This is a genomic window from Nonomuraea sp. NPDC026600 (assembly GCF_040638335.1).
Lineage (GTDB): Bacteria > Actinomycetota > Actinomycetes > Streptosporangiales > Streptosporangiaceae > Nonomuraea.
The window spans coordinates 1-13178 of record NZ_JBEZYD010000081.1 but is presented as its reverse complement, the minus strand read 5'-3'; the positions used below and the strand labels follow the sequence as shown (position 1 = coordinate 13178).

At 56.5% G+C, this 13178-nt stretch carries 5 protein-coding genes and 1 pseudogene; 4 read left to right on the top strand and 2 right to left on the bottom strand.

What is annotated here, in order from left to right:
- Window positions 1-359 precede the first annotated feature (359 nt).
- The 3 genes from AB0F17_RS65775 (at window position 360) to AB0F17_RS65765 (ending at window position 4586) form a co-directional block, all read left to right on the top strand.
- Complete coding sequence (locus AB0F17_RS65775; RefSeq protein ID WP_358047617.1) at window positions 360-1736, top strand: hypothetical protein; 1377 nt, start codon at window positions 360-362, stop codon at window positions 1734-1736.
- 616 nt (window positions 1737-2352) lie between these two features.
- Window positions 2353-3090 carry a transglutaminase-like domain-containing protein gene (locus AB0F17_RS65770; RefSeq protein WP_358047615.1) on the top strand — a complete coding sequence of 246 codons (738 nt, stop codon included), beginning with the start codon at window positions 2353-2355 and terminating at the stop codon, window positions 3088-3090.
- Between the two features lie 587 nt (window positions 3091-3677).
- Window positions 3678-4586, top strand: coding sequence for an ATP-binding protein (locus AB0F17_RS65765; protein WP_358047613.1), 909 nt, complete (start codon window positions 3678-3680; stop codon window positions 4584-4586).
- A gap of 437 nt (window positions 4587-5023) precedes the next feature.
- Here the strand turns inward: AB0F17_RS65765 and AB0F17_RS65760 are convergent, their stop codons facing one another.
- Entirely contained in the window at window positions 5024-8296 is a 3273-nt protein-coding gene (locus AB0F17_RS65760) for a class I SAM-dependent DNA methyltransferase (RefSeq protein ID WP_358047611.1), read from the bottom strand.
- A 747-nt stretch (window positions 8297-9043) separates the two neighbouring features.
- On the opposite strand from AB0F17_RS65760, the pseudogene AB0F17_RS65755 reads away from it, so the two are divergent.
- Window positions 9044-9130 (top strand): annotated as a pseudogene (locus AB0F17_RS65755) (NUDIX hydrolase); the annotation flags it as partial.
- A gap of 89 nt (window positions 9131-9219) precedes the next feature.
- On the opposite strand, the gene AB0F17_RS65750 reads toward AB0F17_RS65755, so the two are convergent.
- On the bottom strand, window positions 9220-12924 hold the full coding sequence (locus AB0F17_RS65750) for a DUF4365 domain-containing protein (RefSeq protein WP_358047609.1): 3705 nt from the start codon (window positions 12922-12924) through the stop codon (window positions 9220-9222).
- Between the last annotated feature and the right edge of the window lie 254 nt (window positions 12925-13178).

The window sequence follows — 13178 nt, the reverse complement described above, 5'->3', positions numbered from 1 at the left end:
ACGCCACCCACCCGAACCACTCTCGACCGACCAGCGCTGACAGCTCTGCACGTTTACCCGTACTCAGCTCTGCACTCCAAGTAGTACGCCGACAATCCCTAACTTAGCGGCATTGGATCTAGACATACGGCCCTGATAGCGAACGCATCGTCGGCACTGGCCAAGGAGACGGCCATCTTCGTAATGAAATTTCTGCGCGACTAGGACAAGATGAATCTAACCACTTAAACTGTCATATACGTGTAATAAGTAGACCGAGGCAGCTGTGGACTTGCGTGGCGTCAATCACGGTGCGAAAATCCGAGATGTCGGTTTCGTTTGTGCAACACTGTCGCATGTGGGACATCGGTCCTGCAGTCATGGAGATCGCGTTGACTGGTATTGAGCAAGGTCCGCCCACCTTCCTATTCCTTGGAAACGTAGACAAAGAGTCAGCTGTCGAAAAGTTGAAAAACTCTGGAGTTTACTACCGGAAGAAGATGCTGCAGTCCGGCTACGAGAACTGGCTGCGTATAAACGAAATCCTGCAGGATCCAACTCTGGTAGGTGTTCTTGTCAAACTAACTGCCCAGACGTGTGACATGCTTGTACACCCGGCATATGAGACACCCGCAAAGCTTATTCTTGAGTCGCTACAGCGTCTACCTCATGCGATCCTCGTACACGAACAGGTACTGGCAGAAGAAGAGGAGCGTCCAGTCAGGTTTGAACTGCCGCAGACGGAGGATGATGACGATCTATCATTCCTCTGGGATCGAGAATTCTTGCGTTCGGTTGATCCAGAAGTGCGCGAAAAGTTTCGCGACCTCGCTCAACGGTACAATTTGCATATTCTTCCATATAAAACGAATGCAGAACTATCTGCGCTGGCCTCAACTTTCATTGGACAGCACGACAGGAAGCTCCTCTTTCGCATTTACATTCCATCGGGACGCCTATGGGCTGCGGAAGCCGGCAAACTGTTGGATCTGTTTCGTAGTTGGCTTGGCCAGGTCAAGGGGCAGCGGATACGGCTTGGAGGATATACCACGAGCAGTGGCGAGGTGCACGAGTTCTATGGAGACGAAGCGCTCAAAGGCGAAGGGCTCTCCGATGAATTGAAAAGCTTCTCAGACTTTCTTGATCTATGCATACATGATCCAGAGGCTGCGGAGCGGATTCTCGCAGGCAATAACATAGAAAAAGTGGCCGCTGCTGGCATTATTGCTAGGTATGCGCGCGATGCTCGCAGGCTCAATCGAGACATTCGGCAAGAGCGGGAGGTGCGTGTTCTTGCTATCCGGCACCGCTTGGAGGCAGAGCTTGAGGAAGAATCCACGTTTGAGACTGATTCTTCCGATATTATAGAAAGGATGATCCCTTCTGCGGCGCGCCCTATGGCTGCGCTTGCAATAGAAACCACCGCGCTAGCAGATAGGTCGGCGTCACCTAAAGTTGTGATCAATCAGCAGTATATCAACTCGGTGCACGGAATTGTGGCCCAAGAAGTAAGTGGAAATGCAAGTCTGAATCCCGATGCTATCAAGCTGCTCGAACTTGTATCTCGATTTGGTGAAGCCGATTCAGCCGTGCTGGAATCTGCCGTCCACGAGGTGGAAGATCCTGATGCCGAGCAAGAAGACCGACTGACTGCGGCCCAGCGACTTAAAGGATTCCTATTTAGGATAGGAGACAAGGCTAGTGACGTGGCACTTGCCACGCTACAGAAGTACATAGAAAGCAAGATTGGGTCATAATCTCACCCCGTAACGCTGCACAGCCTTCGGATCGGGACGGTCGCGCACAGTGTTTGGTGCCATTCCTAGCGCCAGTGATTGATCAGCCACTAGAACGTCCGTAGCACATCTGCATTACTGTCCATGTGCGCGCGGTCGTGCCACACGACCAGCTCGACTGGGCAGGGAAGTGTTCACCTGAGACCGTGACGATCGCAGTCTTCGGTTCTCGCCGCAGTGGTTGGGGCGATCGGCTGCCGCGGCCCTCCTTCGTCGGGCCTTGCCACCGGGCAGCTTGGCTAACGACTTTGCTGACGACAATGTACTGCACCAATAGCACTCAGCGGCCATCGCCTATCGCCGCTGATCCTTGAGGCAGTGGTCTGCGCTGGGGCGGTTGGTCCGCCGGAGAAAGCGGATGATCGGCAGTTCAACTGCTATCCCTGATCGCTCTCTCCAGCACTTCCGTGTGATGCTTGTAGTGATCGACGCTCTAGGGCTTCGTGCCACTGACAGCGACGTCAGTCGCCGTACGTGTCGTTGTAGTACTCCGCGTTCATCTCAGCCTGGAGGACATATGTTCTCGGGGGTCCGGCCGATGCGACCAAGGCAGCAGTACGTTTCGTAGGCTGTCCAGATGACCTCGCGGTTACTTAGCCCCCGACGCCGGTCGCGTGCCGTGGTGCCGGCCTCAATTTCGACCGTCGGTGGCACCACCGCCACTCCGATCCTCGACTGGCATCACCCGAGCGTTGTCGAGTTGGCGGCGCGCGTAGAGATGACTCTCCAGCTTTTCGATCAGATGGTTGCACGCTCGCCTCAGCGCGAGTTGGTGAGAGTCGCACATCGGCTGATCGGTGAGTGCATCCGCCCGGTGTACGCGATGAACGATGAGCAGCCCGTCTCCGTGACGATCGCCCGTGGGAGAGGCTCGTGCAGCCAGCGCATGGCGGTGCTGGAGGCAGTAGCCCGCGCCTGTGGCATCACCACCCGAGTCAGAGGGCGCATGATCGACGGCGCCTTCTGGTACCCGCGTTTCCCGTGCCTGGGTGCCGTGGTTCCCGCTGACATCGTCCTGGCCTGGCCGGAGTTCTGGATCGACGAGGGCTGGGTGCCCGTCTCGGAGCTCTACGACGGCCTGTGCTCGGGCTCCGGCTTGAGCAACAGAAGCACCGAGACCCTCTTCGACGCCGTGGCTCGGACGGTCGTGGACTGGGATGGCACGTCCTCACCAAGCTGCGACCTGTCCGCCCACGTCCGGGCAGATCTGGGGTACTTCGATTCACGAGACCAGTTGTTTCACCTATACGGCCAGACTCTCTGCCAACCCGCCCGGCTCGTCGCCGACCCTGTGCTGAGCCGTCGCTCCGCTTGATGCCCTACGTTCGGACGCCCGGGTTGCTGGCACAATATCCAGCGACGCCAACCAGATTGACCCAATAAGCAGCAGCCCACTTCGGACAAATTGGAATCGACATGTGAAACGGGGCTCTAGGTCATGCTGACCGGCCGCTTCCGATGCTTGGGCTTGGCGGCCCTGCGCCCGGGTCGGCTTGTCCCAAGGTGGCTGAGGGACGATCTGCTAACGCGGTTGCTAACACAGTCCTGGACGATCATGGACATCGGTGGACGGAGTCGACCCCGCAGGGTGCCCTTGAACAGGGTCCATAACTTCCTGTGGATATCCCTGGACGATCTCGTTCTCACTCGTAATGAAGTGCTCTGCTTGCGGCCGTGACGATCGCTCACTTCGGTTCTCGCCGAGCAGGGTTGGGGCGATCGGCTGCCAAGGACCGACCTCGTCGGCCCTTGGCAGCGGCGTCGAGGATTGAAGTCCGTTGTACCGCCTCGGAGCCCTACATTCGCTCGGCGGCCGGGCATGTGGCCTGGAACCCCGTCCCGGCCGCCAGCAGCTTCGGCCGCGCACATCCACGAGAAGCCGAAAGGTTCTACTGTGTGCCCATGGAACTACTTTCGCGATACGGGGTGCCCAACAACGTCGTCCTGAGGGAAGGGCTGGAGCAGCTGGCGCAAAGCCAAACCACCGAGACGCGCCATCTTGATTTTAAGCGTCAGCTCGGAAGCCCAGAGGATTTGGCGGACGACATGACTGGGATGGTGAATAGCGGTGGCGGCGTCTTGATAATAGGCATAGAGACTGACAAAGCTGACCGCGCTGCTACATTACACGATCACGATCTCAGAACAATGGAACAGCGAGCCGTTCAAGCAGCCCGCGAAGGAGTAGACGAGCCGATTCGTATAGACCTAGTCCCGGTACCCAGCCGAACGGATCCCTCTATTGGTCAACTCGTTATAATTATTCCACCCAGCGGCCGGATTCCCCATTTGAGCGTCAAGCGGGGAAGAATACTCCATCGTGTCGGAACTCACAACAAACCCATGACGCGACGAGAAGTGGGGGCCGCTTTTGCTCTGGATGGTACAACGTTCGCCCGAGAATTTGGCATTATATCAGCAGGAGAGTCGGCCGCAATTTCAGCTACTGTATACCGCAATCGCAGCGACCCGACCAATGGGATAGTGCGGGTAAAAAACCGAGGCGGAGAAACCGCTTATAAGGTTGCGGTTGCATCTGCGGCGTGTCCCCTGGAGTTCGATTTCGATCATCCTGTTGACTCGGCAGATCCAAAAGCATTGTTTCGCAGAGAGAGCACACCTGAGCCGCCATACCTGCCGCTGGCTGCTCTACCTCCCGGAGCGGAAGTGAAGCTTAACGTAGTCAGATCCTGGGGGGCCTCCACGCACGACGTTCTAACTTTCACATGGGAGGACGGGAGTGGCAGCCTTCACCAAGCAACTCAGGCTGTCAGCTGGGAACCACCCCAGGAAGTAGGCGCCCCTTGGTGAAAGAGTGTCGGCCTCGTCCCCCGGTTGCCGGGCGGCTCCGGAGACGGTTGGCCCAGAGCGGCCGGCGTCCTTACTTGATGACGGGCTGAGCTTCGGAGGTGACCTGCAGCCGCCCAGCTGATGAGCCACGGTGAGGACGACTACAACAGATTGAATTCGTAGAGTCGGTCATGACTTTGCCGGGTGTCGAGGGTGGGTCCGGTCTGGGCCAGGCAGTCGGCGAGCACCTTTACAGCATGGTTGCACTCGTCTACAGCAGGAGGTCAGGAGTTCTCATACCCTTAAAGGTTACGCAAGAATATTTGGTCCATGAAACCATCTAAGCTGGCGCGCTAGCGAGCATCGCTCCGATCGCCACGCCGAAAATTCTGCCATGATCGGAACTGCTTGCGCTTCGCCTGCGGTTTCGTGCATCAGCCATGCTGAAACACCTATGATTACCAAGTAAGAGCACGATCGATCATGTGTCCTTTTAGACTGCGCAGAACCAGGCCGTCACGGGTAACCTTGTCAAGCAGGAACAATTCCCTTGCACTGCATTTGGCGCACAATTCACACGACGCAATAGGCCAAAGATCGATAAGATTGCTCGAAGAGGGGCTTCCGACATAAATCCGGTTAGGAATGAGCTGCTCGACGCTAAGTCGAGTGAAAGGTTCCCAATCCGGGTGGCTGCCACGAAGGAGCTCACCGACCAACTGATTGCTGCCGTTGCCGAGAAACTGGCACTGATCAACCAACTCCCAGCGAAGGCCTGAAAGCCAGCTCACCGACTCCAAGCCGGCCATTAGAATAGGCTCCAATTGGCTAATTTCAGTCTCCAGCTGATAGCGCGAAGGCATGCCGTGTGCGTGATGCGAGACATTTCTGAAGCCCTGGATCTGGTGTAGCATCTCGTATGCGCTACCAGGATTGAGCGCGCTACTAAGCTCTGGAAGTTCTGGAACGGTATCCGCCTCTACCAGTTGCTTGACTATCTCGAGCCATGTGCCAAAACTTGCGCCGATGTTAAATTTCTTGCGCATTGCGGAGCTGAACGATCCGCGTCTACGTATTTCCAGTGCCAGTGCGATTATTCCGAGGGCTCGCGCGACACCTTCCCCTAGCTTGATAATGCCGTCTCGTCGCGAATCGGGAGTGGAAGCAATCCTGTACTGCCGCGCAAGGGCCGCGACATGATAGGGATAGCTCCACTCGGCACGCCAGAGGGGGTCCTCAAGTGGGCGCACCAGTTCATCGATCAAGTGTGCCTCGGATGATAAGGATCTGGCCGTCCACTGGACGTCTTCGCTATCGTTCGTCAATTCATTGAAGATGTTGGGAAGAATCCTCGAAGTGGTTCTCCGGAGGCTGCGCCGACCATCGTCTAAATCCTTAAGTAGGCGGTCCAGCTCCTGATCCATGATCGCCCTGATGGGGACGGGCGCTGTAGTCGACAACTGGGGCTCGCGCACGTATTCGTTGAGCTTCGTCGAGTTGAGCCATTCACACAATACCCTGCCGCTGTGGCCTAGGGGCCGAAGGACTTTGAGCGGAGTAAGGGCCGAGCCAAACGGCTCAGGAAGAACGCGCCAATTTCCGGGCTGCCCCACGATATCCCCGCCAGAGCAGGGTGTCAGAAGATCTCCAGGGGAGGGAAACTCGGACAGCTCCGAAGCGAAGTCAACCAGCTGAAGGCTACGTGCCCTCAGCACCGGCGATTGCAGCTCTGCCTCCCGTGTCACCGGCCGTGGTGATACTTGACGTGTAACCTTCCCGAGTGGCTCGAAACGATCTGTCCACCGGGTTGTAAGGAACAACGCTGGGGAGATTTCGTAACCGATCTTGGTCTTTGAGTTGTCCACCCATGCGTTTGGGAAATGAGGCAGCACATCCCGCTTAATGTATTCCTCGATTTCCATCTGTAGTTGGTCTGGAGTTGAGTGCAAGGAGGTTAGCGGCACCTTCTCGAGCTGTCGTAGATCGGGATCAGGCAGCGGGTTACCCTTTTGGTCAGTCTGCAGTTCTCCCCCGGGATCGTTGACCGCAACCTGCGCCCACACTGCCTTCTCGATCGGGGCCGGCAGCGTGCCCAGACTGTTCTTTCGCAAGGCCGCGTTAAGCTTGCCGCCGAACTCCAGCTTGTTCCCACACACCGTACCAATTAAGGACCGCAGCCCGGCGAGCAGTGCGTCACGCTGGTCGAACTTTACGAGCTCTTTCGTCCCAGCCAAGGCGTTAGCCGTCTCAGAGGTCACCTCGAACCGTTGGCGCAGCGGGTGCTCGACAGTGATGCACTGGTAGCCGAATGAGTGGCGCAGAAAAACCTTCGTCTTCGTGTGGTGCTCGTGCTTGGGATCGGCCGAGATCGACAAGGCGTTTTTGTAGATAGTCGTGAGCTCTGCGATCTGGTTATCGGTGATGACCTTGTGCTTGTCGCTGAGCGACTTTCGCATCTTGGTCCAATAGTCCCGTCCATTCAGCAGGATCACCTTATCCTTCAGTGCAGGCGCCTTCCGATTAGACAAGATCCAGAGGTACGTCGAGATGCCGGTGTTGTAAAAGAGTTGGTCGGGTAGCGCAACGATGGCCTCCAGCCAGTCGTTGTCGAGAATCCAGCGCCGGATCTCCGATTCCCCCGATCCTGCGGCGCCGCTGAAGAGGGGCGAGCGGTTGAAGACGATTGCAATGCTGGAGCCACCTTGATCAACCGGCTTCATCTTGGAGATCATGTGCTGGAGGAATAGGAATGAGCCGTCGCTGATGCGGGGCGTGCCCGCGCCGAACCGGCCAGCCCAACCGAGGTTGTCACGCTCGTCCTCGACCTGCTTTTGCACCTTCTTCCACTCCACGCCGAACGGAGGGTTCGCCAATAGATAGTCGAATTTTCTGCCGAGGTGCCCATCCTGGGTGAGGGAGTCGCCGAGGGCGATGTTGAGCGCCTCCTGACCCTTGAGCATCATGTCTGAGCGGCAGATCGCCCACGACTCGGAGTTGATCTCCTGGCCGAAGACCTTAACCGTGGCCCTGCTGTTGTACCGGGTGATGTGCTCCTCCGACGCCGTGAGCATGCCGCCGGTCCCGCAGGCCGGGTCGTAGACCGTGCGAACGATGCCGGGGGTTATCAAATCCTGGCCGTCCGGGGCCATGAGGAGGTTGACCATGAGTCGGATGACCTCGCGCGGTGTGAAGTGCTCACCAGCGGTTTCGTTCGAGGCCTCGAAGAACTGCCTGATTATTTCCTCGAGGATGTGGCCCATCTGGTGGTTGTCGACCGCACTCGGGTGCAGGTCGATTTCGGCGAACTTCGCCACTACCAAGTACAGCAGCCCGGCCTCATCGAGCTGGGTGATCAGCTGATCTAAGTGGTAATTTTCCAACACCTCCACCGCGCCCGGAGAGAATGCTGCGATGTACGCCAGCAGGTTGCGCGCGACGTTCTGCGGGTCGCCGATCAGGGCCTTAAAGTCGAGCTTGCTCGTGTTGTAGAAAGTCGTCCCCGCGGTGATCTGCAGGATCCGAGCCTTGGCCCCGTCGGGCAATGAGCTGTTCCTCAGCTCCTCGGCCTTGGCCAGCACGGCGGCCTTCGTCGGCTCCAGCACACCGTCGAGCCGACGAAGCACGGTGAACGGAAGAATGATCTTGCCATAAGTCGGCTGCCTGTAGGTTCCACGAAGCAGGTCTGTCACTGACCAGATGAAGCTGGCGTATTTCTGGTGGTCGCTGCTCACCGTGCTCCCTCGCCTCGAAGCTAGTGACTGATCATCGCGGGATTCATCAGTCGTCGTGACATTCTTCGTTTCGGCCGTCTGTGGCTTTCAGGTCATCATCCGACGATCATACGGTTGGAGCTGTGCACGGACAGGTGCTTTTACCCCGCGTGTGATCACGTGGAGACCGGTTCAGAGACCGCTCCGCTCTTTGTGATCTTATAAGGCGGGAAGATATGGCGACGAGTCCGGACGCTTGTCGAGCCCCTAGAGTGCCTTCGGTGTGTCCTCTGGGGTGACCTCGGCGCACACATTTATGGTCACGGAGACCTGCGATTGGCGGTGACTACGCGCGGGTGGACATCGAGGGTGACGTGCAGGGATGCGCAGGCATGCGGCCAAGGGAGGTGCCGATGGCCTCGCGATACGATCTTGCTAACGCAGCTGCTAACAAGGGTCTTGGACGATCACGGATGCTTCTGGATGGCGGACCCCCCAAGGCAGGGCGCGACCGGGGCATCGGGAGAGTCATGGACAGCCGGGGATGATCTCGAACTGGCTACGGATCAGAAGGTTGGGGTTTCGAGTACCTCCGGCACTCGATCTGCCGCGTCGACGACGAATACCTGATCAACATGCACGTGTACGGCACCCGCGCCGGCAATGCCCCCGCATCTACGCCGGGTGGCCGGAGGCGACATGGTAGCCACCTACGCTGAGAGCTACGACAAGGTGTGGGCCAAGGCGACGCCGGTAGAGTCCTGAAGCATGGCCCCGCGGATCGACTTCCACCACGACCCCAACGCGCCCAAAGCCAACAGCCTGGTGCCGTCGGTGAACGTCATCGTCACCAACGGCCACGAACGATGCGAATATGGATAGATTATTTCCTGTCAGCCAGGTTGTCACCGCACATCGGATGACACCAAATCGGAATTGAGTCCTCATTCTTCTCGCAGCACATCATGAACAAACTCCCCTGCCTCTCGAAGAAGATCCAGCCCTTGCAGAAGCCTCGCTCCTTGCGGTACTAACGGAATTGGATCAGGCAGCCCAGAAGACTCGGCCGCACTTGCTGCACGTTTCAAGCCATCACGAGCGTTCTCGACGTTTGGCACTCGATCATATCCCAGCAACGCAACAGCAGCGAGGACAGCGCTGGTAATAGCAGGATTCTCTACGTCATTCTGCTTAAAGCGGCACTGTGCGATTCCAGCCATAGCGGCACCCTGCCAACTTGGCAATTGAGTGGGGTCACCAGCAGCAACACGATCATAAAGCGCCAAAAGGAGCTGAAAAGGATTCCCTTGCCACAACCACCAGGAGCCTCGCGATAGCGGTGTGGCGCCGGCTAGGGGCCGCCAGCTATCCATGGCAGCTTGCGCGACGATGTCCTCAAACGATGCCGGGACGTCTACGACCCAGTTGGACATGAGAGTGCGAACAAGAGAGACTTGCTCGTCTATAGCACGCCGGATTGCTGTATCGTCTGGCTCGTCCGACCCTTCAAGACGTAGACGAATCAATCCTTCGAGTAGTGCCGCCGTACCAAAAGCAGAGATACCAAACTCTCGAGCAACTTGACGCAACACCGCGTCGTCGCTCCATAGACTCACCCCACGCTGCAACGCCAATTCCAGTGGAGCAAGCCACGCCTTGCTAGAGAAATCACTAAAACCATCAAAATGGAATAGCTCGTCGACAGGTGCGATCGTAAGCTGCCGCGCAACTTCATTCAGGCGCTCGGCGCTTCTCCAAACAGCAACTCTCTCCTCGACACCTATTTCGAAGAAAGATAGCACCTGATTCTCTCGATCCCAGGAAACTGTGCCAGGGCTGGCGGTGAGACCTCTAGCCTCTACGACTGCCCTCGTAATATCGTCGCGAGATGGACCTGCCAGTTGGAGATCTACGAATAGCGGTCGAATATCGTCCATGTAGTCACATGCACTGGCCACAATCAACGCTGAGGGCTCGACGGAAATAACGCTATCTAGCGAGGAGAGAGCCGCAGCAATCTCAAGATCATGAATTTCGTCTGAGGCGACTACCGCCTGATACGTCGAGAAGGTTCTTTGAAGCAATAGAAGGCTGTAGCTTGATTTGGTGGCCGTTGCGGCCATTCCAGTCGGAGAACTACCCGCCTGAATTTCTCTATATATGTGCTTGAGGACGTCATTCCCTCGCTGCGCCTCCTCGCTGCGCATAAAGCCAAGGAATTCTTCGAGTGAAATGACCCTATTGCGAGTCACGCCTTCACGGTAGGTATTGTTCGCAATGTCTGCAAGAGTAGCGAATGCTTGTGCGCGAAGGCTCGAGTTAATTGGGTGCAGCGCACTGGTTCCCGCTGGTCGTACCCGCAGCGCGTCCGACTGAGCGTCGGAGTCTTGAGTCCTCTGGATAATGTGCCCGAGTAGAGCGTTCCCTAGCTCTCCGTCCTCCTCAAACCTGGAAACGAGGGAGAGCGCTTCGGTAGCGATTATATCGTTCCATGCTTGCGAAACCATGGCCTGGAACCATGAGCGTGCATCTCTTGCGGTCCGAGGACTCAGGTGATACTGCTGAATGATCCTTGCAGCAGCTTCGTCCTTGCGTCTCTTCAGCAAAACGTTCACGAGATTCCACAGGACAAATTCGTGACCTATCGGAAGATCTGCGAGGGCTGCATAGTAGTTACGTTCTGCAGTACTCCAATCATCGCGATATATTGCGCCCACAGCCGCTAGATGATGCATTTGCGACCGAGTGGATCCGACAATGGCTGCCTGTCCCAGAGCCTCGTTTGCCACCGCGGCTGCCTCTTGGTGCAAGCCAGCATTCGATAGAATCTCTGCACGAAGCGCAAGTACTTCGGTCATGCCAAGATGATCGATTGCCCGCTGACATGCAATATCGGCATCGCCGAACCGCCCTCTTTTAGCCAACTGGACTATCAACTGTTCGGCCGACGTGGGATCACTTTCGGCTAGCTTCCTTAGCCGAGGGAGCGCACGATCAAAATCCGAATGAGCAACAATTAGAGCTTCAGCAATTTCTTTCGTCGCTTCCGCGATAATTCCTCGCTCGACATAATCGACAAGGGCAGCTGTCCTATCTATTCCTTTGCCGGCAAGCTGAGTAGCACTAACAGCTATCAGCTCTGGATCATTGCTATCGAGTCCAAATTGAAGGTTGTTCAAGAACAGTGACTCTTCTTGTTCGGCGGTCAGTTTTGTACCTGAGAACTCCATTCTTAGTTGGCGTGCTCCATCAATTTCGGAAACGGCGTCGAGCACCACCTCGATGACCTCGGTGCGAGACAAAGCCTTCGCGGCCGAGAGGATGACGCGCGCAATACCAAAGTTCTGAATTTCGAATACACTGCCACTGCCAATGGGTGCTGGACAGCCGACGTTGATTATCTCCTCATAGTCGCCTCGAATGGCTAGTATCCTTAGAAGAAGCCGCAAGGCTTCTTTAGTACCCCCTGCCCATGCCCTGCGACTATTTAGAACAGACTGCGCCAACCGTTGCGCCTCAATGGAATCAGTATCTTGAGTGAGTACGCTATTCGCGCGCTGTCCAAAGGCTTCAGCTAAGACCAGCATGTAGTGCGTATTATCCGGCGCCAGTTCAGACGCCTTAGAGAAGCGCAGAACAGTTTCGTTGTGGTCGCCGCGCCTCTGGGCATGGAATCCATAGAGGGCTTGTACGCCTGCCTCAAGCTGGGCCGTCGGTGAATGCAGAATAGAATCGGCAGGTATGTCAAACGGCAGCGCTGCATCGGGATCCACTGAAAGACTTATTTGTCCGATGGCTACCAGGATCTGTGCGTCAGGGTAGTCAGAAGCACGGTTCAGGAGATCAATTGCTCGGGATCGATCGGCAAGTATGAGCTGCAATCCTGCGAGCGCGAGATACTTTCCCGCCACCTCCTGAGCTTGCTCCGCAGCATTCTCGTACGCTTGTGCAGCTTGCTCCACTATCTGATGCTCAGAAGCATATCGCCCGATAACGCACCAACCATCAGAGCGAAGAGAAGTGAGCCAGTCTGGGTGGCTCGCAAGCATCGTTTGCACTGTGAATGCTGGCGCAAACCGCCCCTCTGCAAGTTGAAGAGCAAGTAGTGCAACTTCCGTCGGGTTATCCGTTTTGCTCTTGTCCAGAAGTGAGGCCACAGACGGAGGCAGGTGCTTCACGTTCTCTTGATACTGTTCTGAGGCGCGTAGCTTCCTATCCGTATCTAGGAGGGACCAGGCGGCCTTGGCGGTAGATAGAGTCTGGGTGCGAGGTATCTCGATTTTGTATTTCTTTTTTACTTTCAGCGCGGTCTTATGAGTTACATGCTCCCAATATGCCACCCTTTCCTCTAGATCTACTAGTACAACGATCACCGGCAGGGAGTGATCTAGCCAGTAGTTAACATGTTTAGCGCTAGGACGATAGATCCATCCATTTGCTGTAGGTTCGCTAAACCAGGAACTGCCACCTTTTATTTGAAGCGCAAGAAGTCGCCCCGTGGGAACGGTACCGTCCCGGATCTCGACGTGTGCGTCAATCCCATAGTCCAAGAGATCTTGTGGTCTGAATGCCCAAGAAAGGCGCCCAAGAACCTCCATCGACGTAAAAGCAACGGCCAGTTGACCGATGATATCGGAGTCGCTTGACATGGAGAATAACCCCTCCTGGGAAGGATGACGGCATCTTACACCTTCGACGCATGACGTCTTGTATGGATATTGGCAGTGTCCCCTTTATCCGACATGTGGGCGAGCGGCTCCTGCGGAGTTGATGAACGGCCTGACCCTGGACGACCCCTCTGGGTTCATCCAGGGCGATTTCAAGGTCGCCGCTGTGAGGTGATGGTCACGTGATGTCCGGATCCATCGTCGCTACATAGCGTGACCGCAGAAATAATGATGAC

Coding starts and splice junctions, on each gene's coding strand:
- AB0F17_RS65775 (WP_358047617.1), top strand. CDS start 360: ATGGAGATCGCGTTGACTGGTATTGAGCAAGGTCCGCCCACCTTCCTA.
- AB0F17_RS65770 (WP_358047615.1), top strand. CDS start 2,353: ATGACCTCGCGGTTACTTAGCCCCCGACGCCGGTCGCGTGCCGTGGTG.
- AB0F17_RS65765 (WP_358047613.1), top strand. CDS start 3,678: ATGGAACTACTTTCGCGATACGGGGTGCCCAACAACGTCGTCCTGAGG.
- AB0F17_RS65750 (WP_358047609.1), bottom strand. CDS start 12,924: ATGTCAAGCGACTCCGATATCATCGGTCAACTGGCCGTTGCTTTTACG.